Raw genomic sequence first — 19,393 nt, forward strand, 5'->3', positions numbered from 1 at the left:
GCCACGGCTCTGTATGCGATGAAAGCCATCCGGTACAAACAGGTGCCACAGGTGCCGCTGAGCAAGCGCTTCGGCCAGCTCGCCTGCCGCGATTGTCCGTTAGCGAGCACTACGCGGGGTATGCCGAACATGCGTTCATTTTGGAAAAGCAGCTGCGTCTGACCCTGCCGATGTACACGGCTATCTTGCTCGCTCCGGCGAAATGGCCGCTTGCAAAAACAGAGGGAAGTCATAGACTGCAAGCCTGAGACGAATCCGGGTGCCGAACTTTTTATGCGCATGCGGGTCTGACGTTTCCATGTAGGAAGGGAGCAGCTATGCATGAACAACAGGACGCCCGGCTGGCGCCAGGCAGGGCAGGCGGGTTGGTACCGCGCCTGAACCCGGACGAGGAGTGGCCATGAACTGGCCGCTGGAACTGGAAGTGGCGCACAAGCTGGCGCGGATGCGGGGCTGGCTGGAGCAGGAACGTGCCGGTGCCGTGCGCCTGCGCGGCGTGGACTGGTTTGCGTGGGCCACGGCGGGCGCGTCGAACAGCCATAGCCATACGGCCGAGTGCGGCTGCGCGGAAGTGCTGGTGACGCGCGACGCCGCCTACATACTGACCGACGAAGCCGAAGCCATGCGCATGCGCGAGGAAGAAGTGCGCGGGCCGTGGACGTGGCAAGTGTCGCCCTGGATGCAGCCGCAGTTGTATGAATTGCGCGAACATTTCGTGCAGCATGCGGCCGGTGGTGCGCCTGTCTTGTCCGACCGTCCGGGCTTGCACGAACGCAGCCTGCCCGTGGCCCTGCGTGAAGAGCGGCTGGTGCTGCTGGAATCGGAGCAGCAGCGCTATCGCCAGGTAGGACAGCTGGCTGCCGGCGCGGCCGCCGATGCGCTGCGCCAGGCCCGCCCCGACTGGAGCGAGCAGGAACTGGCTGCCGCGTGCGTGCGCGCGCTGTGGCTGCGGGGCTTGCAGGCTGTGCATGTGCTGGTCAGCGGCGAGGAGCGCCAACAGCGGTACCGGCGCGCGCCGCCGGCCCAGGTGGTGTTGGGCACGCAAGCCGTATTGGCCTTGTGCGCTCGGCGTTTCGGCCTGTGCGCCAGCCTCAGTCGTCAACGGCGCTTCAGCCCGGCGCAGCGTCGCGCCGATGGCGCGGCGGTGGCCATGGACGATGCCGATGCCGCCATGCTGGCGCTGGAAGCGGTGGCGCTCGACGCTTGCGAAACGGGCCATGCGCTGAGCATGGTGTATCACGCGCTCGATAGCGCCTACGCGTATGCCGGCCAGCCCGACACGGTACGCACCAGCCGGCAGGGTGGCATCCATGGCTACCTGGCGCCCGAAGTGGCCGCCGGCGCGCACACGGAAATCATCCTCAAGCGTGGCATGGCGCTGGCCTTCCACCCCAGCTTGCCCGGCAGCACGGTGGAAGACACGTTTTTGCTCGACGGCAACCAATTGCACAACCTGACGCACGACCCGGCCTGGCCCTCGGCCGTGGTGCAGGGGCGCAGCCGGCCGCTGACCCTGGCCTTGGTCTGATGCGGCCATGTGCGGAAAACATCGGCAGGCATCGGCACCTATCAATAGCGCTGCAGCAAGGCGCCCGCGGTGATGCGGATAGCAGCGATTGCTTCAGGTAAGAGCATGGCGGCGCCGGGATATTCTGCAGCCGTCATTGTCGATTGCGCTAGATCAAGCGGCTACTTGCCGTGCTTGGTATAAACGATGCTGGCAATCACCATTTTGTGCACCCGCACGTTTCCTCACTGTCGAATAGGGAGAAAAAATGTCATCTGGTCCTACCGCAAAACTGATCGATGAGTTGGTGCTGGCCGTAGTCGGCACTGCGCGCGATGCCCGTGCACGCCATGTACTGACCCAGGCCTTGCATGGCCTGGTGCGGCTGGCGCGCTCGGAACAGTTGCTGGACATGCAGCGCGATGCTGCACGCGCCATGGGGGCCGGCAGCCGGCGCGAGGTGCGCGCCCTGATGCGGCGCCTGGGCACGCGCACCGCGCGCAGCCAGGGACAGTTGCGGCTGGCATTGCTCGATAGCGAAGCGGACCGCGCCTGACGGGCTGTCACGCGCCAGTTCAGGCATCGGGCAGCGGCGTACCCTTGCCGAGGGCGGTGGCGACCATTTTCGGCCAGAAGAAATACAGCGGCAGGCAGACAGCCGCAGCGGCAGTGATATCGACCACCCAGTCGCTGACGGCGCCATGGCGGTAAGGCAGGAAACTCTGGATGAATTCGTCCAGCGCGCCCATGGCCGCCACCATCAACACCGACAGCAGCGCCCGGCGCGCCATGCCGCCGCCCGTGCCGCTGAACAGGATCAGGGCCAGCACGCCATAGCCGAAGGAATGCAGCACGCCGCCCGAGGCATATTGGCCCACGTCCGCGCGCACGCCCGGTATGTCGCCGATCAGGATTACCAGGACATACAACAGCAGTGCTGTACGGTAGCGCAGGCGTTCGTGGCGGTCGGCAAAACAGAGTTCGAGTAATGGTGCAGGCATGATGCGTCAGGATAGGTGGAAAGGCAGTCACAATATCATGTGCATGGCGGGCCGCTGTGTTTTTGCGCAAGAGCCCGCCGTACAGGCAAAAAAAGGCCCGCGGGGACGCGGGCCAAAAACCCAAATGAAATGGGTCAAGAGTTGAGAGTTGCTCGGTACTTGCCATGTCGCCCGCCTTGCCGGCGCGCGCCACAGTCATGAAAGGGGAGTGGTGTGCCATCGCAGCACACCTGTCTGTAGTCAGGCATATCGGTTGCCTGTACAGCAGATGAAGCAAGTATAGGGGGCGAAGATGACGGGCCGATGACACGCCGCAACATTTTTTTGCGGCAGGCAGAATGAGTGGAAGGATTGTGCATCATGGCAAGAATGGCCATGTTTCAGGAGCGACGGCAAAAAAAAAGCCCGCTGGTGAAAGCGGGCTTAAAACTATTTTCTTGGAGGAGAATAGTGGAGACAGGTGCATTATGCTGCGTCGCACGATATGTGTCTAATGATCTTTTTAAATATGCATTATTCTTTTTTGATATAACTCTGCTGTTTCACTCTCACTCCTTCACGGCCACTGTGTAGTTGAGCGCCATGCGTCCGCCATCGACATAGATGGTCTGGCCCGTCATGTAGGTGGCGTCGTCGCTGGCCAGAAAGGCGGCGATGCCGGCCACTTCTTCCGGTTCGCCGCAGCGGCCCAATGGGGTGCGCGACAGGATCGTGTGGCGCGCCTGCGGGCTGGACAATACCGCTTGTTTAGCCAGTTCCGTCAGGATGGTGCCCGGCCCGATGCCGTTCACGCGCACGCCATGCGGTGCCAGGTTCAAGGCCATGACCTTGGTCAGCTGGTTGATCGCGCCTTTCGACACCACATACGGCACCTGGTTCGGAATCGCCAGCTCCGCATTCACGCTGGACATATTGATGATGCAGCCGGTGTTGCGCTTGACCATCTCGCGCGCCACGGCCTGGCCGCACAGGAACATCGATTTCAGGTTGATGCGCATGACGCGGTCGAAATCGTCTTCGCAGACATCGAGGAAATCGGCCGCGTGCGTGACGCCTGCATTGTTGACGAGGATATCGATGTGGCCGAACTGCGCCAGCGTTTCCTTCAGCATGGCATCCACGTCCGCCTTCTGGCTGACGTCGGCGCAAAAGAAGCGCGCTTGCGGGCCGAGGGCAGCCGCCGCCTGCGCGCCTTCTTCCTTGATGTCGACCAGCATCACCTGCGCCCCTTCGGTGATCAGGCGCGTGGCGCAAGCGAGGCCGATGCCTTGCGTGGCGCCCGTGACGATGGCGGTTTTATTGACCAGTTTCATGTGTGCTCCTCGGCGGTAATAGGGGCCGCGCTGCCCAGCCTGCCAGGCTGCGCGGCAATGGGCAGATTTTAATCCCTGGGCAGGAATCAGAGGAGGATGGGTTCGTTCGGCAACTGGTTGCCACGCGTACCGTCGGCGGGAAAGTGGCTTTGCAACAAGGTATTCAGTTGCTGCAAGGCGTCGAGCGTGCTGTCGTGATAATTGCTGTCCTTGAAACCCCTGGTCATGGTGCGGCACACGCCTTGCCACTGTTCCGGCGTGACGCGCCGGCCTACGTTGCGGTCGGCGACGATATCGACCTGGTGCTCGGCCAGGTTGATATAGATCAGTACGCCAACGTTATCTTCCGTATCCCACACGCCATACTGGGCAAACAGTTCGCGCGCCCGCTCGCGGTTGCTCACGCCCTGGTAAGCCATGCCCGGTGTCAGGGCCGCCTCGACAATCAGGCGCACTTCCGCCTGGTGCATCGCCTCACCATCGGCAATGGTCGTCTCGATGGCTTTCAGGGTGCGTTCGGGAAATGCCTGGCGCGCCGTCGCGGGCGTGCCGCGCAAATGCTTCAAAGCGCGTCCGCAGCGTTGTCCAAATGATAGTTGTTTCGTCATTACCAATCTCCCGAGGCGCCGCCGCCGTCAAAACCGCCGCCGCCGCCACCGAAACCACCGCCGCCACCGCCACCGCCAAAACCACCACTGCCGCCGCCGCGGTTGTTCAGCGCCTGGCTCAAAATGCTGCCCAGCACGACGCCCGTGGCGCCGCTGGACCAGTTGCTGCCGCGCTGCAGGCGGGTAGGTCCGCCGCGCGAGCGGAACACGGTCAGCACGACCAGAAAGCCGAAGAACAGCAGCGGCAGCCAGAAGGTCAGGCCGCCCGCTTCCACGGTCGCCGGGGTCTTTTGCTGTGCGGGAGCGGGGAATTGCTCCTGGTTCAGCAATGTGGCAATCGCGCCAATGCCAGCGACCAGACCGCCGTAATAGTCGTTTTGCTTGAAATGCGGCGCGATCACGTCTTGCAGGATGCGTTTCGATTGCGCATCCGTCAGCACGCCCTGCACGCCGCGGCCCGCCTCGATGCGCAGGCGGCGCAAGGACGATGGATTGTCTTTCGCCACCATCAGCAGCACGCCGTCATCGACGCCCTTGCGGCCCAGCTTCCAGGCATCCGTCACGCGGATGCTGTATTGCTCGATGGCTTCCGGTTCCGTGCTCTTGACCAGCAGCACGGCGATCTGGCTGCCTGTCTTGGCTTCGTAGTCGGCCAGCACGCCTTCCAGCGCCGCTTTCTGCTTGGCGTCGAGCATGCCGGCGTTATCCGTCACGCGCGCGGCCAGCGGCGGCACGGCTTGCAAGCCTTGTGCGCTGGCGGGCACGCTGGTGCACAGCAGCAGCGCCGTCGCCAGCGCCGCCAGATAAGACCAGGCTTTCATCTTATTTGCCAAAGTTGACGGTCGGTGCGGTCGATATGGCTTTTTCATTTTCCACCGTGAACGATGGCTTGACCTTGTAGCCGAAGACCATGGCCGTCAGGTTGTTCGGGAAGCTGCGTGCATGCACGTTGTAATCCTGCACGGCGACGATGTAACGCTGGCGCGCCACGGTGATGCGGTTTTCCGTGCCTTCCAGCTGCGACTGCAAGTCGCGAAAGCTGGTGTCGGCCTTCAGGTCCGGGTATTTTTCGGCCACCACCATCAGGCGCGACAGGGCCGACGACAGCTGTCCCTGCACCTGCTGGAACTTTTCGAACGCGGCCGGGTCGTTCAGCACTTCGGGCGTGATCTGGAAGCTGGTGGCGGCAGAGCGCGCCTTGGTCACCGCTTCCAGTGTCTCGCGCTCGTGCGTGGCATAGCCCTTGACGGTATTGACCAGGTTGGGGATCAGGTCGGCGCGGCGCTGGTACTGGTTGACCACTTCGCCCCAGGCGGCCTTGGTGGCTTCGTCCTTGGTCTGGAAGTCGTTGTAGCCGCAGCCTGTCAGGATACCGGTCAGGACGGTGACGCTCAGCGCCAGGCGCAGCCATTTGGTGAATTGATTGGTGATTTGCATGATGGGTTCCGTGCAGAGTAAAAGAGGTGAGACAAATATACCTGAAATGGCCCGGGATGTCGGTTTAATAAGCGCTGGCCGCCGCCCGTGGCTGCCTTGGCGCGCCGTGGCAACCCTGCGCCGCGTTACAATACGGGGTTTGCAACTGAATATAGAGAAGGTGTGCCGTGAATTTCATCAATAAATTATCCGCCGCGTGGACGGCCAATAATTCCCTGCTGTGCGTGGGACTGGACCCCGACCTGGCGAAACTGCCGGCCGAACTGCGCGATCTGCCTGATGGAATCACCACCTTTTGCACGCGCATCATCGATGCCACGGCCGATCTGGCCTGCGCCTTCAAGCCGCAGATCGCCTATTTCGGCGCACTGGGCGCGGAAAAGCAGCTGGAAGACATCTGCCGCTACGTGCGCGAGAACTATCCGCACATCCCGCTGATCCTCGACGCGAAACGGGGCGACATCGGTGCTACAGCCACGCAATACGCGCGCGAAGCGTTCGAACGCTATGGCGCCGACGCTGTCACCGTGAACCCGTACATGGGCGAGGATTCGCTCGATCCCTACCTGGCGTGGCAAGACCGCGGCGTGATCATCCTGTGCCGCACCTCGAACCCGGGCGGCTCCGATCTGCAATTTCTCGACACGGATGGCGTGCCCCTGTATCAGCGCGTGGCGTGCCTGGTGGCCGAGAAATGGAACAAGAATGGCCAGTGCGCGCTTGTCGTCGGCGCCACTTTCCCTGAAGAACTGGCGCAAGTGCGCGCCATCGTGGGCGACATGCCGCTGCTGGTGCCCGGCATCGGCGCCCAGGGCGGTGATATCGCTGCTACCGTCGGCGCGGGCCAGACGGCGAACGGCATGGGCATGATGATCAGCTCGTCGCGCGCCATCATCTACGCCACGCCGCAGCCTGGCGAAGACTGGGCCGATGCGGCGCGCCGCGTGGCCATTGAAACGCGCGATGCGATCAATGCGCATCGTTCGGTTTAAAAACGATATACAGTTGGCCTCACAGCGCCTAACAAAACCGTAGCGAGCGGAAGGGAGAGGTGGCCGAGAAGCGCAACCGTACTGGAGTACGGTGAGCATCGCAGGCCACCTATACCGACGCGCAGTAGGTTTGGTTAGGTGCGACTAATCGCGCTGTGGTGCAACGATCTCCGCGTAATCGTACAGTTCGCCCAGAATTTCCTCTCCCCGCTCATCGACCGATTCCGACAGCACGTCGATTTCCGTAAACAGCATTTCGATGGTGCGGGCGCCGCCGTCGCCGTCGAACAGGCGGGCGGCGCGGTGCTGTTCCCAGCGCAGGCTTTCCGCTTCGCTCAGGGTTTGCGGGAAATTGCGGGCGCGGTAGCGGAACAGCAATTCCTGCAGGCGTTCGTCGGCAAACGAGGGGCGGGCCGTGGCCAGCTTGGCTGGTGTGTCGCGGCGCAGGGATTCGAGCAGGCGGCGGTCGTCGTTGCTGACGAAACCGTTGTACAAATCCTCATCCACGTCCAGCGTGACGTTCGCGCCCGGGCGCTGGAACACTTCGGCCCAGATCGCATCCATGTTCGGCGCCGTGGCGGCCAGCTGGGCGTTGATTTTCGCCGCATCCAGATCGATGCCCCACTGCGCTGCCATGGCCGGCGACAGGGTTTTCAGGTTGCCGACCAGCATGGGCGACTTGTTCAGGTGCACGCTTTTGACGGGCAGGCGCGTCATGCCTTCCGGCATGGCATCGTTGCGCGTAAACAATCGCGTGCGGATGGTGTCGGCGTCCAGCGAGAACAGTTCACGCGGATCGTAGGCGCAATCCCAGACGAGGATTTCGTTCTTGTTGCTCGGATGCGTGGCCAGCGGCCAGACGATGCCAAGGCAGCCCCGTTCGGCGGGGAACATGCCGGACACGTGCAGGAAGGGCTGGCGCTCGCTGGCGGCCAGGTGCATGCCCATTTCGCTGGCGACCCTGTCCTTCTTGTGCAGTGCCAGGCAAAATTCGAACAGTTTTGGCTGTTTTTCGCGGATCAGGCGGGCCAGGGCGATGGTGGCGCGCACGTCGGACAGCGCATCATGCGCCGCTTCGTGGACCAGGCCATTGGCCTTGCTCAGGTGTTCCAGTTTAAAACTGGTCTGGCCATCGTCGCGCTTCGGCCATTGAATGCCTTCCGGGCGCAGCGCGTGCGTCATGCGCACCACGTCGAGGATGTCCCAGCGGCCGCAATGGTTTTTCCATTCGCGCGCATACGGGTCGATCAGGTTGCGCCAGAACAGGAAACGCGTGACTTCATCGTCGAAACGGATGGTGTTGTAGCCCACGCCGATAGTGCCCGGTTCCGAAAAGGCCGCTTCGATGGTGGCGGCGAACTGGTGCTCGGGCACGCCCAGCTGCAGACACTGCTGCGGCGTGATGCCCGTGATCAGGCACGATTGCGGGTCGGGCAGGAAATCATTGGCAGGCTGGCAATACAGCATGATGGGCTCGCCGATCTCGTTGAGTTCGGCATCCGTGCGGATGGCGGCGAACTGGGCCGGGCGGTCGCGGCGCGGCTGGGCGCCAAAGGTTTCGTAGTCGTGCCAAAGAAAGGTCTGGGTAGTCATTGATGGTCGTTACTTGATTGGTTATCTGGGCCGCTCAAAGCGTCGCAGCTACAGTTTTCTGAAAACCTGCCGATACTACACGAGAGGATGGTCATCATTGCGTTTCCCGCATGGTGGCATATATTGCCCGTTCAAGGAGGTCTATCGTGTCAATTCCCATCGCTGCAAGCAGCAATTCCACCCCTTCCGTGACTTCCGTCAGTACGGGCGTTGCCGGCAAGGACGAGAAAGTCCAGCAAAAGGACGGCGTTAACGCTGCAATGAGCGTTAACGACCGCAGCAAGCTGCAATTGAACGCTTCCATCATGCAGGCGTCGCTGAACGTCTCGATCGGTTCGGAAAACGAGCCGCTGGCGCTGCTGTACAAGACGGCCATCACCAACATCAATGAAGCGCTGAAGGGCCAGTACGGCGAGGACGCGATCCAGAACGCCGCGTCGCAAGACAATAGCGCCGAAGCAACGGCGAGCCGCATTGTATCGCTGTCGACGGGTTTTTTTGACGCCTTCAAAAAACAGAATCCCGGCATGGATGACGATACGGCCCTGACAAAGTTCATGGACACCATCAGCGGTGGCATGGAAAAAGGCTTCAAGGAAGCGCGCGACATCCTCGGTGGATTGAAAGTGCTGAATGGCGATATCGCCGGCAATATCGACAAGACATACGAGCTGGTGCAGAAGGGCTATGCGGATTTCATCGCCGCGCACAGCAGCAAGAAGGATGAGGCCGCCAAGCCGGATGCGGCCAAACCGGCCGACAGCAAGGCTGCCTGATCATCATTACGTAACGCGCCGGAAGCGCCTGAGAATATCAGGTGCTTACGCGGTTGCGGCCGCCGGCCTTGGCGCGGTACAGCGCCGCATCCGCAGTGGCGATCAGCGCCTCGTCGTCCTGTTCGGCCGCCAGGCTGGCCACGCCGAAGGAACCCGTGATGTGCGGCAGCGCGCTACGCATGTCGGCGAAGATGACGGCTTGCTGCATGCGCTCGCACAAGCGCTCGGCGACCCGCAGGGCCACGTGTTCGCTGGTATCGGGCAAGATCACCATCATTTCCTCGCCACCATAGCGCACGGCAAAATCCGTGGGCCGCAGGGCAGCACCCAGCACTTGCGCGGCGATGCGCAGCGCCTGGTCGCCCGCCTGGTGACCGTGGGTGTCGTTGAAACGCTTGAAATGGTCGAGATCTATCATCACCAGCGATAGCGGCGAGGCGCTGGCGTGGGCGGTGACGATCATGTTCGGCAGTAAATCGGTCAGCCAGGCGCGGTTGTACAAGCCCGTCAGGCTGTCGACCATCGATAGCTGGCGGTAGAATTCGCCCAGCTTCTGGCGCCGGCGCAGCAGGGCATTGGCGGCGCGGATGCGGAAGGACAGCAGGCGCAGCAGGTTGCGTGCCAGGCCGTTCGATTGCTCGATCAATTCCCAGACGACGGCCGCGTCGATCACCAGCAAATCGGTTTCTTCCAGGGCGGAAATGGCGGCCAGGTTGCTCGCTTCATCGAGCACCGATTGTTCGCCCACGCTTTCGCCGGGCAAGACCTTGCTGACGGTGCCGTCATCCATGCCCGTGTGGGTGTCGGCCGCCACGGCCAGCGAGCCGCGCAGGACGATGTACAGGCTGGTGCCCTGGTTGTCGGCAATGGCTTCGCCTGCTTCGAGGCGCATGACGGGGCAGGGCGCCAGCATGGCGGCCGTCTGGCTGTCCGCAGCATCGCTAAATAGCTGTAAATCGCCGATGTTGCAGCCTGAAGCCCCGAAGTTGCCGATCTGTTCCACAATCATACTTTCAAAAAGCCGGCGCGCGCGAGCAGAGGGCCGGTAGCTTCATGATAGCTTAAAGCGGCCTTGGCTGTAACGCCAAAGGCTTGCTTGATGTCACTTACTGTGAGAAATACGACAATTATTTCATGGTCGCGTTAATCAGCTGGAATGATGCTGGTTTTAACCTTGTTGTTGCCGCGCGCGAAAGGCGGGGCCGGATGTGCAAAGGCAGCCTTGAACGGCTGCCTCAGTCTCTGGAAATCGTGCTGTTGGGCGATTACTCGGCGGTTTCTTCCGCTTCGGCCGTATCGATCACGGCATTCTTGCCGGTGGCGTGGCGCTTGCTGTCTTGCAGGCGGCCCAGGGCGCTATCGATGGCGCGTTTCAGTTTGTCGGTGGCGCCGGCAACGGCTTGATGCACGGTGGCGTTCTGTTCGGTCACGGCAATCGGTTGATAGCCAGCAACGCGTGCTTCCATGACGCAGCGAATATCGTCGGCGCCGCCTTTCGGGCCATTCGTGTCGCTGATGTGGACTTCGATGCGGGTCAGGTTGTCGCGGAAGCGGCTCAGTGCGCTTTCAAGTACGGATTGCACATGTTCGTTCAGTCCAGCGGTGTTGGCGATGGTGCTGTCGGTATGAATATTGATTTGCATATGCTTACTCCTGTCAATTCAAAAAAAACCCATCTCAGGCGTGCTGCGGCCTGGTTGCTGCCTCATGCACATGACCTCGTGCATGGAACTTATCTTACTCCAGTTTCCACAATTTCAAGGGGTCTGTACGATTAAGATGCGCTTAACCCTTCAGCCAGGTCAAGTTTCCCTGCGGAATTCTTTTGCCCCCTGCTTACCCATTGATCAGGCCGGCGGCGATATTGATGGACAGGCCCAGCACGACCAGGTTGAAGAAAAAGCTCAGCACGGATTGTCCCAGCACGATCTGCCGCATCAGCCGCGTCTGCACGCAGACATCCGACGTTTGCACGGCCACGGCGATGGTGAAGGCGAAATACAAGAAATCCCAGTAATCGGGGTTTTGCTCATCGTCGGGAAATTTCAGGGGGCGTAGTGCGGGGTCGGCCTGGTAATACAGGTGGGCATAGTGAAAGCAGAACAGCGTACCGACAAGGAACCAGGAACCGACCAGGGTGAGGATCGTCAGGCCGTAATGCAGCGCGCGCTCGTCCGGCGCCATGTCTTTCATCGAGGAGAGCTGCGAAACGATGGCCACCAGACTCATCACTGATGCGACGGACAGGGCCGACAGGACCGTGGTAGCGCGCTCATCCTGGCGCTGCGCCATCGCCTTTACCTTGTGATGGTTGGCGCGCATCATCATCCAGGCCATCGTCACCAGGTAGAACCAGACGGCGACGTTCCACGCCGTCAGCAAACGCGTCATCTGTTGCCAGGATGCAGGCAGCAGCAGGCCTGCCACCACGCCGATGGCCGTGGCCATGCTCAGGTGGGGGCGGCTGCGGATGAAACTGTGCAAGGGAAGCGTGATTTTCATGGTGCCGTGTCGTCAGTAGCGATAGCGCATCTTAGTCCTTATGCGCTTGCCGCGGTGGCCGTCCTGGCAGCCGCTTCCTTCTCGTGGTGGGGGAAGCGGTCCATGCGCGACAGCACGGGGAACAGCACGGCCCACACGCCCGTCACGGCCAGGGTGGCGGCGCCGCCGAAGAGCACGGCGCGCACCAGGCCGAACCAGCCGGCCGTCAGGCCCGATTCGAATTCGCCCAGTTCGTTCGAGGCGCCGATGAAGACGGCGTTCACGGCGCTGACCCGGCCGCGGATCTCGTCGGGCGTCTCGAACTGCACCAGCAAGTGGCGGATGTAGACGCTGACCATGTCGCCGGCGCCCATCAGGAACAGCGCAGCCAGGGCCAGCGGGAAATAGCTGGTGCTGCCCAGCACCAGGGTGCCCAGGCCGAAGACGGCCACGCCGCCGAACATCCAGGCGCCCACGCGGCGCGTGATGGGAAAGATGGTCAGCGCGATCGAGCACAGGGCAGCGCCGGCGCCCGGTGCCGTGCGCAGCAGGCCCAGGCCGCTGGGGCCGATATGCAGCACGTCATGCGCGAGCGCTGGCAGCAGGGCCGTGGCGCCGCCGAACAGCACGGCAAACAGGTCGAGCGAAATGGCGCCCAGCACGATGGGTTTCGACCAGACGAAGCGCAAGCCTTCGAGCAGGGTGTGCCAGCTGACTGGAGCGCGCTGCACCACTTGCGGCGCCGGCGTGGTGGCGCGCATCAGCAAGACGGACACCACCAGCAGCGCGGACGAGATTAAATACACCACCTTGGGGCCGAAGTAATACAGCACGCCGCCCAGGGTAGGCCCCAGGATGATGGCCACATGCGAGCTCGATGAGCTGAGCGCGACGGCGCGGCTGAAGTGTTGCGTGGGCACCATGTTCACCAGCACGGCTTGCGTGGCTGGCATCATGAAGGCGCGCGCGCTGCCGAACAGCACCAGCACGGCAAACACGGGCCAGATGATGGAAATATTGCTTAACGTAAACGCCAGCAGGGCCAGCGCGCAAGCCAGTTGTGCGGCCAGGCACCAGGCGATGATGTTGCGGCGGTTGTAGCGGTCGGCCACATGGCCAGCCGGCAAGATCAGCACGAGGAAGGGCGCGAACTGCGCCAGGCCGATCAAGCCCAGGTCGAACAGGCTGCCCGTGATCTGGTACACCTGCCAGCCGATGGCCACGCTTTGCATCTGCACGGCCACGGTGCCCAGCACGCGGGCGGACAGGTAGCAGGCGAAGTTGCGGTGACGCAGGATACTGAAACCGTTGTCGGCGGACGCGAGGGACATGAACACTTTCCAGGGCACGGCGGGGTGAGGCGGGTGGTGGCAGCGGATGCCGCGCCAGCAGCCCCGCTGTCTGGAGGCTTACTTGGCCAGGTCGGCTTCGGTGGTGAAGGCGTCTGCGTAGAACTCGTCGGTTGGCAGCTGGCACAGTTGCACGAAATCGCGGTTGGCCGATTCGACGACGATCGGTGCGCCGCAGGCATACACTTGATAAGCGGACATGTCGGGCAAGTCGGCCATGACGGCCTGGTGCACGAAGCCCGTGCGGCCTTCCCACGCGTCTTCCGGCAAGGCGCCCGAGACGACGGGCACATAGGTGAACTGCGGCAAGTCGGCGGCCCACTGGCGGCACAGCGCATCCATGTACAGGTCGTGCGGACGGCGCGCGCCCCAGTACAGGGTGATCGGGCGTGGGGATTGCTCGTTGATCATGTGCTCGACGATGGCTTTCAATGGGGCAAAGCCCGTGCCTGAGGCCAGCAGCACGACGGGCTTGTCGGAATCCTCGCGCAGGAAGAAGGTGCCCATCGGGCCTTCGAAGCGCAGGATGTCGCGCTCTTTCATGCTGCCGAATACCTGGTCGGTGAACAGGCCGCCCGGCATGTGGCGGATGTGCAGGCTCACGGGGCCGCCGTCGACGGGCGCGCTGGCCATGCTGTAGCTGCGGCGTTTGTTGTCGCGCAGCATGATTTCGATATACTGTCCGGCGCGGTAGTGCAGGCGCTCGCTGGCCGGCAGCTGCAGGGTCAGCACGACGACGTCGGGCGCGACCTTTTCAATCGTGGTCACGCGCGACGGCATTTTCTTGATCGGGTAGTCGCTGCTGCCCGCCACTTCGCGCGCCTGCACCACCAGGTCGCCCTGGGGCACGGCGCAGCACAGCAGCGAGTAGCCGGCCGCCGCTTCATCTTCCGTCAGGGAGCGGGCCTGGTATGGCTTATGCTGTACGCTGCCGGACACGATCTTGCCCTTGCAGGAACTGCAGGCGCCGCTCTTGCAGCTATACGGCAAGCCCACGCCGGCGCGGATCGCTGCCGATAGCACGGTTTCGTCCGCTTCGCAGCTGAATTGGTGGCCGCTGGGCTGAACAGTAATTTGAAAAGTCATACAATCCTTGAGATGAAAAATATGTTAATGCACTCTTTGCGCAAACCGGTGGGCTTGCCGCGCCTGCTGATCCTGGGCTGCGGCGACGTCGGCCTGCGCCTGCTGCGCCTGCTGCCCCTGCTGCGCGCGCGCTTTCGCGTCTTTGCCGTCACCAGCCAGCCGGCGCGCTGCGCGCAGCTGCGGGCCGCCGGCGCCGTGCCCATCGTGGCCAACCTCGACGACCGCGCCAGCCTGAAACGGCTGGCGGGACTGGCGACGCTGATCGTGCACCTGGCGCCGCCCCGGTCGTCGGGCTTGCTTGACCAGCGCACGCGCAATCTGGCCGCCATTTTACCCGAGCATGCACGCCTGGTGTATGTGAGCACCAGCGGCGTGTATGGCGATTGCGCCGGCGCCTGGGTCGATGAGACGCGGCCACCCGCGCCGGCGAATGCGCGCGCGAAGCGGCGCGTGGATGCCGAACAGGTTTTGCGTGCCTGGGGCGCGCGCCGCAGCGCCAGCGTCGCCATCTTGCGCGTGCCCGGCATTTATGCGGACGACCGCCTGCCTTTGAAGCGCCTGCGCGAGGGCACGCCAGCCCTGGCCGCGAGCGACGATGTGTACACCAACCATATCCATGCCGATGACCTGGCGCGCATCATCGAACGGGCTTTGTGGCGTGGCAAGCCGGGACGCGTGTACCACGCCAGCGATGACAGCGAACTCAAAATGGCCGAGTATTTCGATGCCGTGGCCGATACCTTCGGCCTGCCGCGCCCGCCGCGCCTGCCGCGTGCCGAACTGCAGCAAGTGGTCACGCCGATGCTGCTGTCGTTCATGTCCGAATCGCGCCGCCTGCACAATGTGCGCCTCAAGCGCGAGCTGGGCGTGCGCCTGTGCTACGCGCGCGTGGCCGATGCCTTGCAGTCGCTGTCTGCCGACGGCGCCGGCATCGGGTAAAATGGCCGGTTATCTGCGCACTTTGCTGGGCCGGCGCGCAGCGCGCCGTTGCGGCGGTGCGCCATTCACTTAAGGACTACAGCATGACCACCCTCACTTACGAAGCATACCTGGACGAGGTCACCACCGTCCTGACGGAACTGTATGACCTCGACGACGACGCCGCCATCAAGCTGGTCGTGGCGGCGCAGGACGCCGAATTTTTTGTCCCGCACGATGCGCATGAGGAAATGCGTACCGCCGAGCAAGCCAAGAAGGATGCGGTCACCCTGTTCGAGCGCAAGCAGAATCGCCAGCAAACGCAGGAAAAACAGCAACAGCGCGTGCGCCAGCAAAAGAAGTAAGGACGGGGCGCTGGACCAGCGGCCACCAGGCCGTGGGGCAGTACGGGCTTCTGCGCAACACCGGGGCCGTGCCATTTGATGCAGCGCAAACGCGTCATGGCGCGCTGGCGATATGGTGAGCAATGTCGCCACGCGTCTGGGCTCTTGTGGCGGGCTCTACAGTTAGCGCGACGCTGTTTCCCGTCAGCAGGAGCGAGCCATGCAAGCTACAAGTCACCCCAGCAAGGAACAAGTGCGCGCCTACATGCGCCGGCGCGAACGTGCGCTGCAGCCGCCGCCGCCGCCCGATGAAATCCGCCGGCAACTGGCCTGGTACCGCGCGGATGCCTTCGCCGGCATTTGCCTTCCGGCCACACCGGCCGGCGTGGCTGCGCAAGGTTGGCATTTGTCAGCGGACATGGCCCGCCTGAGCACCCTCATGGCCATAGCCTGGTTCATGCATAGCGGTGTTGCTCATCGTAAAAATTGATGACGTGCAGCAAATTTTTCCGATTTGAGTTATCCTCTAGCACATTCCAAGTGCGTAAATTCTCTTCAATTATCACAATTTTGCTTTAAGTTACGCAAAAATCAACAATAGCGTGTATTATATTGTTTGTGGTGTAAAAGCCGCATAAGTGATGGCGCTTTTTAGTGTGTTTACCCTGAATTATTGCAGAAGAGACATTCTGTTTCTTTGTGCTCTAATACAACAAGTACGGATTTTTGATCATGTCTCTCAAACAAATTACCTCTTTGCCTACCTACAACCCGAATCGCGTCCTCGATGCGATCATCGACAAGCTGCAACTGAAAAATGATGCTGCCTTGTCGCGCGCGCTGGAAGTGGCGCCACCGGTCATCAGCAAGATTCGTCACAACACCTTGCCGATCGGCGCCACGATCCTCATCCGCATGCATGAAATCAGCGATTTCAGCATTCGTGAACTGCGCGAGTTGATGGCTGCCTAAGAGCGCCTGACAGACGGCAAACTGAGAGGTGCCGTCTGGGTACGTCAGGCTTGCCGCGTGCGGCAGCCACAGCTGTTTTCCGCTTTTCTATTGCGGGTCGCGGTTCAGTACCGGACGATCGACATAGAAACGCCCTATTTCCAGGCCAGTCGTGGACGACTTGACGACCGCTGCGCTCAGTGAGGCAGGCGCGCTGGAGAATGCGGTGTTGGCAGCCCCGGTCGCGCGGCCCGAATACGCTGTCGCCTGCACCGCCGCACTGGAAAACGCCGTTTGCACGGCCCGGCCCGAGTAAGCCGTCGCCTGCACCGCTGCACTGGAAAATGCTGTTTGTACAGCCCGTCCTGAATACGCAGCCTGCACGGCTCGTCCCGAATACGCCGCCTGTACGGCGCGCCCCGAATACGCCGTTTCTGCGCGGATATAATCTTCCCCGAACGTTTGCTCATATAGCTGCTTCATGCGCTCGCCCACACGCTGGTGCGCCGCTTCGTCGTCTTCGCCGCGCAGGCCGATGTAGGGGAAGTGATGCAGGAAGTAGCCGAAGACCTGTTCGCAGTCCGCCGCATATTTCAGGGTGTCGAGGATGTGGTAATGCCAGAAGGTATCGACGTCCATTAGTGGCGCTGTTTCTTCTTCCGGAAACTGTTTCATCAGGATCAGGAAGCGGCGATATTCGAATTCCACTGCGTTCGCCTTCTCGAGACTCCATCCTTCGCCTGACTCCCGGTGCATCAGCTTGACCTTGATCGCGTCCAAATTCAAATCGGCAATTGCCTTGAAACTGTCGTTCGTATCCATGAATGTCCTTTGGTAAAGAGCGTTGTGGGAAATACGGTGAAACAGGGAAGGGGCGGGTGTGTACTCCTGGCAAGTAGTCGAGGAATGCCTGGCCCAGGGCGGGCAGGCGCTAAGTTGTTCCACATTAATATTGCATCTAATTACGAAATATGCAAGCTGAGCTTGCTTTAGTGCGGCGTGGCTGTCAGGTGTTGGTCCGGCTGTCTTCCTGGTAGGGGAACGCGGTGGCGTCCGCACCCAGCGGTACGCTGACATGCACGCTCATGCCCGCGCCGGGGCTGCTTTCGATGTAGAAAGTGCCACCCAGTAACTTGATGCGCTCCTCGATCCCTACCAGGCCAAATGAGCCCAGCTTGTTGCGTCCGTCGATGGCGGCGCCCACGCCGTTGTCGCTGACGCTCATCGAAACAGTGTCGTGGCACTTTTCCAGCTTGACTTGCACGCGGCTGGCATTGGCATGCTGGGAAATGTTGCTGAGCGACTCTTGCAGGATGCGGAACAGGGCCGTGGCACACTGGTCGCTCAGACAGATGTCGTCATGGCTTTCGCTGATTTCGCAGACGATGCCCGTGCGCAGGCGAAATTGCGCCACCTGCCATTCGACGGCCGCATTCACACCCAGGTCCAGCACGGTAGGGCGCAAGTCGTTGATGATCTGCCGCACGCTCTTGATGGTGGCGTCGATCTGCTCCAGGGTCGAGCGGGCTCGGGCGTTCAGGCGCGGGTGGCGGCGCTGCGTGCGCGAGGCCAGCATGTCGGCATCGATGCGCAAGACCAGCAGGTTCTGTCCCAGGTCGTCGTGGATTTCGCGCGCGATGCGCTTGCGCTCTTCTTCCTTGATCCGGTCGGCGTGGGCTGCCAGGCGGCGCAGTTTCTGGTGCGACAGCTGCAGGCGGATCTGGCTGGCGCGCAATTCCGCCGTCATGCCCGTGGCCATCTGGATGGCGCGCCGGCGCGACGACGCCAGGGCATGAAACAGCATGTACAGCAGCATGGTGCTGGCAAAGCCGATCAGCAGGGCCAGCCACGGCAGGAAGGCTTCGAAGCGCGTATACAGGTCGCTCTTGCGCACGCTGAACAGCGCTTGCCACACGCGGCCATTGTGTTCGATCAGCAGCGTGCTGCTCGGGTAGCGGCCCGAGTTGCCGGGTTGCCACCATGGCGCATGCCCGCCCGCCGCCGTGCTGTCGAAGATGGGGCGCATGTCGTGCGGCAGCTGCAGCGGCAAGTCCGGCTGTTCAAGCACCTGCGGGCCGATATCGAACAGGGTCAGGCGAACATTGCGTACCGGCATGTCCGCCAGCGCGCTGCGCATCATCGTCACCAGGTCGTAACCGATGCCGACAGAACCCTGGTAGGCCGCGCGCCTTTGTTCCACCGTGCCAGTCGGCATGCCGAAGCGGTACACGGGCAGGCGCATGGCCATGCCCGTCAACTGCGGCCGGCCTTCCATCGGCACGGGTGCGCCGGAATTGCTGATCTGCCCGGTATCGCGCGACTGCGCCAGCGCTTCGGCGATCAGGGGGCGTGAAGCGATGTCATAGCCATACTTTTCCGGGGTGCTGGCAATTGGCTCGATGTACACCAGCACGGAATAATGGGCGCGCGGGCCGGGCGGATGGATGGCAAACGCCGGATAGTCGTCGCGCCCGGGCGGATAGTCGCGCAGCATGGCCGCTTCGAAGGTGGCGCGCTGCGACTCGTCGAGTTCCCGGCTGTAATTGAGATTCATCACGCCCGGGTAGTTCTGTTGCAAGGCGAGGTTCGCCACGTAGCGGTGGAATTGCTCGCGGCTCACGTGTTCGTTGGCGTGGAACAGGCTGGCCGTGCCGCGCAGCAGGTTGGCATACGACTTGAGGCGCGAAGTGATGTTTTTCTGGGTATTGCGCGCCAGATTGTTGAACAGCTCGCTGGCATCGTTTTCGATCGACAGCGAGGCAGCCATGTAGAACAGCAGGCCCACCATCAGCGACATCACGAAACCGAGCAGCCACAGCGGTCTTTTTTCAGCAGATAAAGGGTGTTCGCCGGCAGTAGAAGACATCGCCATCCGCATCAGGAAGAGGAATCGGGTGCCGCCTGTGTGCTGGAGGCTGTACTGAGTTGCACAAGCACTATCGACATTGTAAATTGCTTAATAGCTGCCTAATATACAAAATTATCGTGAATATAGTCAACAGACAATATTTCTCTGCTGACGTATATTGCTAGAACG

At 62.0% G+C, this 19,393-nt stretch carries 21 protein-coding genes; 8 read left to right on the forward strand and 13 right to left on the reverse strand.

Features of this window, described 5'->3' with window-relative positions:
• Positions 1 to 400: 400 nt before the first annotated feature.
• Together ACQ4WL_RS22520 and ACQ4WL_RS22525 are read left to right on the forward strand one after the other, a co-directional pair.
• Positions 401 to 1,528 (forward strand): M24 family metallopeptidase, encoded by a 1,128-nt coding sequence (locus ACQ4WL_RS22520; RefSeq protein ID WP_436511750.1) that lies wholly within the window; start codon positions 401 to 403, stop codon positions 1,526 to 1,528.
• A gap of 247 nt (positions 1,529 to 1,775) precedes the next feature.
• Positions 1,776 to 2,063, forward strand: coding sequence for a hypothetical protein (locus tag ACQ4WL_RS22525; RefSeq protein WP_436511751.1), 288 nt, complete (start codon positions 1,776 to 1,778; stop codon positions 2,061 to 2,063).
• A 19-nt stretch (positions 2,064 to 2,082) separates the two neighbouring features.
• Here the strand turns inward: ACQ4WL_RS22525 and ACQ4WL_RS22530 are convergent, their stop codons facing one another.
• The 5 genes from ACQ4WL_RS22530 to ACQ4WL_RS22550 all read right to left on the reverse strand — a co-directional run bounded on the left by ACQ4WL_RS22530 (position 2,083) and on the right by ACQ4WL_RS22550 (position 5,866).
• Positions 2,083 to 2,508, reverse strand: coding sequence for a VanZ family protein (locus tag ACQ4WL_RS22530; RefSeq protein ID WP_436511752.1), 426 nt, complete (start codon positions 2,506 to 2,508; stop codon positions 2,083 to 2,085).
• 548 nt (positions 2,509 to 3,056) lie between these two features.
• The gene (locus ACQ4WL_RS22535; protein ID WP_436511753.1) at positions 3,057 to 3,821 is read right to left on the reverse strand and encodes an SDR family NAD(P)-dependent oxidoreductase; all 765 of its coding nucleotides are present in this window, start codon (positions 3,819 to 3,821) and stop codon (positions 3,057 to 3,059) included.
• A gap of 86 nt (positions 3,822 to 3,907) precedes the next feature.
• Positions 3,908 to 4,429: a TPM domain-containing protein gene (locus tag ACQ4WL_RS22540; protein WP_436511754.1), complete on the reverse strand. Its 522-nt coding sequence runs from the start codon at positions 4,427 to 4,429 to the stop codon at positions 3,908 to 3,910.
• Positions 4,429 to 5,250: a TPM domain-containing protein gene (locus tag ACQ4WL_RS22545; RefSeq protein ID WP_436511755.1), complete on the reverse strand. Its 822-nt coding sequence runs from the start codon at positions 5,248 to 5,250 to the stop codon at positions 4,429 to 4,431. Before ACQ4WL_RS22545 ends, ACQ4WL_RS22540 begins: the two co-directional genes overlap by 1 nt.
• Position 5,251: 1 nt before the next feature.
• A complete protein-coding gene (locus ACQ4WL_RS22550; RefSeq protein ID WP_436511756.1) occupies positions 5,252 to 5,866 on the reverse strand; it encodes a LemA family protein in 615 nt (204 codons plus the stop codon).
• A gap of 167 nt (positions 5,867 to 6,033) precedes the next feature.
• On the opposite strand from ACQ4WL_RS22550, the gene pyrF reads away from it, so the two are divergent.
• Positions 6,034 to 6,858, forward strand: coding sequence for an orotidine-5'-phosphate decarboxylase (gene pyrF / locus ACQ4WL_RS22555; RefSeq protein ID WP_436511757.1), 825 nt, complete (start codon positions 6,034 to 6,036; stop codon positions 6,856 to 6,858).
• Positions 6,859 to 7,002: 144 nt separating this feature from the next.
• Here the strand turns inward: pyrF and sbcB are convergent, their stop codons facing one another.
• Positions 7,003 to 8,451: an exodeoxyribonuclease I gene (gene sbcB / locus ACQ4WL_RS22560; protein ID WP_436511758.1), complete on the reverse strand. Its 1,449-nt coding sequence runs from the start codon at positions 8,449 to 8,451 to the stop codon at positions 7,003 to 7,005.
• 146 nt (positions 8,452 to 8,597) lie between these two features.
• Between sbcB and ACQ4WL_RS22565 the strand changes: the two genes are divergently transcribed.
• Positions 8,598 to 9,227: a DUF5610 domain-containing protein gene (locus ACQ4WL_RS22565; RefSeq protein WP_436511759.1), complete on the forward strand. Its 630-nt coding sequence runs from the start codon at positions 8,598 to 8,600 to the stop codon at positions 9,225 to 9,227.
• 37 nt (positions 9,228 to 9,264) lie between these two features.
• Here ACQ4WL_RS22565 and ACQ4WL_RS22570 read toward each other — a convergent pair whose 3' ends face one another.
• The 5 genes from ACQ4WL_RS22570 to ACQ4WL_RS22590 form a co-directional block, all read right to left on the reverse strand.
• On the reverse strand, positions 9,265 to 10,230 hold the full coding sequence (locus ACQ4WL_RS22570; RefSeq protein WP_436511866.1) for a GGDEF domain-containing protein: 966 nt from the start codon (positions 10,228 to 10,230) through the stop codon (positions 9,265 to 9,267).
• A 262-nt stretch (positions 10,231 to 10,492) separates the two neighbouring features.
• Complete coding sequence (locus tag ACQ4WL_RS22575) at positions 10,493 to 10,870, reverse strand: HPF/RaiA family ribosome-associated protein (RefSeq protein ID WP_436511760.1); 378 nt, start codon at positions 10,868 to 10,870, stop codon at positions 10,493 to 10,495.
• A gap of 193 nt (positions 10,871 to 11,063) precedes the next feature.
• Positions 11,064 to 11,729, reverse strand: a complete 666-nt coding sequence (locus tag ACQ4WL_RS22580; protein WP_436511761.1) for a DUF1345 domain-containing protein — start codon at positions 11,727 to 11,729, stop codon at positions 11,064 to 11,066.
• Positions 11,730 to 11,767: 38 nt separating this feature from the next.
• Positions 11,768 to 13,039, reverse strand: coding sequence for an MFS transporter (locus ACQ4WL_RS22585; RefSeq protein ID WP_436511762.1), 1,272 nt, complete (start codon positions 13,037 to 13,039; stop codon positions 11,768 to 11,770).
• Positions 13,040 to 13,117: 78 nt separating this feature from the next.
• Positions 13,118 to 14,143: a CDP-6-deoxy-delta-3,4-glucoseen reductase gene (locus ACQ4WL_RS22590; protein WP_436511763.1), complete on the reverse strand. Its 1,026-nt coding sequence runs from the start codon at positions 14,141 to 14,143 to the stop codon at positions 13,118 to 13,120.
• A 12-nt stretch (positions 14,144 to 14,155) separates the two neighbouring features.
• Here ACQ4WL_RS22590 and ACQ4WL_RS22595 point away from each other — a divergent pair, with 12 nt between their 5' ends.
• From ACQ4WL_RS22595 to ACQ4WL_RS22610, 4 genes are all read left to right on the forward strand, one after another.
• On the forward strand, positions 14,156 to 15,082 hold the full coding sequence (locus ACQ4WL_RS22595; protein WP_436511764.1) for an SDR family oxidoreductase: 927 nt from the start codon (positions 14,156 to 14,158) through the stop codon (positions 15,080 to 15,082).
• Between the two features lie 83 nt (positions 15,083 to 15,165).
• The gene (locus ACQ4WL_RS22600; protein ID WP_426072619.1) at positions 15,166 to 15,426 is read left to right on the forward strand and encodes a hypothetical protein; all 261 of its coding nucleotides are present in this window, start codon (positions 15,166 to 15,168) and stop codon (positions 15,424 to 15,426) included.
• A gap of 199 nt (positions 15,427 to 15,625) precedes the next feature.
• Positions 15,626 to 15,895, forward strand: a complete 270-nt coding sequence (locus tag ACQ4WL_RS22605; RefSeq protein WP_436511765.1) for a hypothetical protein — start codon at positions 15,626 to 15,628, stop codon at positions 15,893 to 15,895.
• A 242-nt stretch (positions 15,896 to 16,137) separates the two neighbouring features.
• Positions 16,138 to 16,377, forward strand: coding sequence for a hypothetical protein (locus ACQ4WL_RS22610; protein ID WP_029496207.1), 240 nt, complete (start codon positions 16,138 to 16,140; stop codon positions 16,375 to 16,377).
• An 87-nt stretch (positions 16,378 to 16,464) separates the two neighbouring features.
• Here ACQ4WL_RS22610 and ACQ4WL_RS22615 read toward each other — a convergent pair whose 3' ends face one another.
• Together ACQ4WL_RS22615 and ACQ4WL_RS22620 are read right to left on the reverse strand one after the other, a co-directional pair.
• Positions 16,465 to 17,178 carry a glycine-rich domain-containing protein gene (locus ACQ4WL_RS22615; protein WP_436511766.1) on the reverse strand — a complete coding sequence of 238 codons (714 nt, stop codon included), beginning with the start codon at positions 17,176 to 17,178 and terminating at the stop codon, positions 16,465 to 16,467.
• A 184-nt stretch (positions 17,179 to 17,362) separates the two neighbouring features.
• Complete coding sequence (locus tag ACQ4WL_RS22620) at positions 17,363 to 19,222, reverse strand: CHASE domain-containing protein (protein WP_436511767.1); 1,860 nt, start codon at positions 19,220 to 19,222, stop codon at positions 17,363 to 17,365.
• Positions 19,223 to 19,393: the final 171 nt, after the last annotated feature.

The sequence above is a fragment of the Janthinobacterium kochi genome (assembly GCF_051380715.1).
In the GTDB taxonomy this organism is placed as follows: Bacteria; Pseudomonadota; Gammaproteobacteria; order Burkholderiales; family Burkholderiaceae_D; genus Janthinobacterium.

What these genes read in the sequence shown, in the direction of transcription:
- ACQ4WL_RS22600 (WP_426072619.1), top strand. Translation starts at nt 15,166, where the DNA reads ATGACCACCCTCACTTACGAAGCATACCTGGACGAGGTCACCACCGTC.
- ACQ4WL_RS22615 (WP_436511766.1), bottom strand. Translation starts at nt 17,178, where the DNA reads ATGGATACGAACGACAGTTTCAAGGCAATTGCCGATTTGAATTTGGAC.
- ACQ4WL_RS22585 (WP_436511762.1), bottom strand. Translation starts at nt 13,039, where the DNA reads ATGTCCCTCGCGTCCGCCGACAACGGTTTCAGTATCCTGCGTCACCGC.
- ACQ4WL_RS22590 (WP_436511763.1), bottom strand. Translation starts at nt 14,143, where the DNA reads ATGACTTTTCAAATTACTGTTCAGCCCAGCGGCCACCAATTCAGCTGC.
- ACQ4WL_RS22605 (WP_436511765.1), top strand. Translation starts at nt 15,626, where the DNA reads ATGCAAGCTACAAGTCACCCCAGCAAGGAACAAGTGCGCGCCTACATG.
- ACQ4WL_RS22575 (WP_436511760.1), bottom strand. Translation starts at nt 10,870, where the DNA reads ATGCAAATCAATATTCATACCGACAGCACCATCGCCAACACCGCTGGA.
- ACQ4WL_RS22530 (WP_436511752.1), bottom strand. Translation starts at nt 2,508, where the DNA reads ATGCCTGCACCATTACTCGAACTCTGTTTTGCCGACCGCCACGAACGC.
- ACQ4WL_RS22620 (WP_436511767.1), bottom strand. Translation starts at nt 19,222, where the DNA reads ATGTCTTCTACTGCCGGCGAACACCCTTTATCTGCTGAAAAAAGACCG.
- ACQ4WL_RS22535 (WP_436511753.1), bottom strand. Translation starts at nt 3,821, where the DNA reads ATGAAACTGGTCAATAAAACCGCCATCGTCACGGGCGCCACGCAAGGC.
- ACQ4WL_RS22545 (WP_436511755.1), bottom strand. Translation starts at nt 5,250, where the DNA reads ATGAAAGCCTGGTCTTATCTGGCGGCGCTGGCGACGGCGCTGCTGCTG.
- ACQ4WL_RS22550 (WP_436511756.1), bottom strand. Translation starts at nt 5,866, where the DNA reads ATGCAAATCACCAATCAATTCACCAAATGGCTGCGCCTGGCGCTGAGC.
- ACQ4WL_RS22540 (WP_436511754.1), bottom strand. Translation starts at nt 4,429, where the DNA reads ATGACGAAACAACTATCATTTGGACAACGCTGCGGACGCGCTTTGAAG.
- sbcB (WP_436511758.1), bottom strand. Translation starts at nt 8,451, where the DNA reads ATGACTACCCAGACCTTTCTTTGGCACGACTACGAAACCTTTGGCGCC.
- ACQ4WL_RS22595 (WP_436511764.1), top strand. Translation starts at nt 14,156, where the DNA reads ATGAAAAATATGTTAATGCACTCTTTGCGCAAACCGGTGGGCTTGCCG.
- ACQ4WL_RS22525 (WP_436511751.1), top strand. Translation starts at nt 1,776, where the DNA reads ATGTCATCTGGTCCTACCGCAAAACTGATCGATGAGTTGGTGCTGGCC.
- ACQ4WL_RS22580 (WP_436511761.1), bottom strand. Translation starts at nt 11,729, where the DNA reads ATGAAAATCACGCTTCCCTTGCACAGTTTCATCCGCAGCCGCCCCCAC.
- ACQ4WL_RS22520 (WP_436511750.1), top strand. Translation starts at nt 401, where the DNA reads ATGAACTGGCCGCTGGAACTGGAAGTGGCGCACAAGCTGGCGCGGATG.
- ACQ4WL_RS22610 (WP_029496207.1), top strand. Translation starts at nt 16,138, where the DNA reads ATGTCTCTCAAACAAATTACCTCTTTGCCTACCTACAACCCGAATCGC.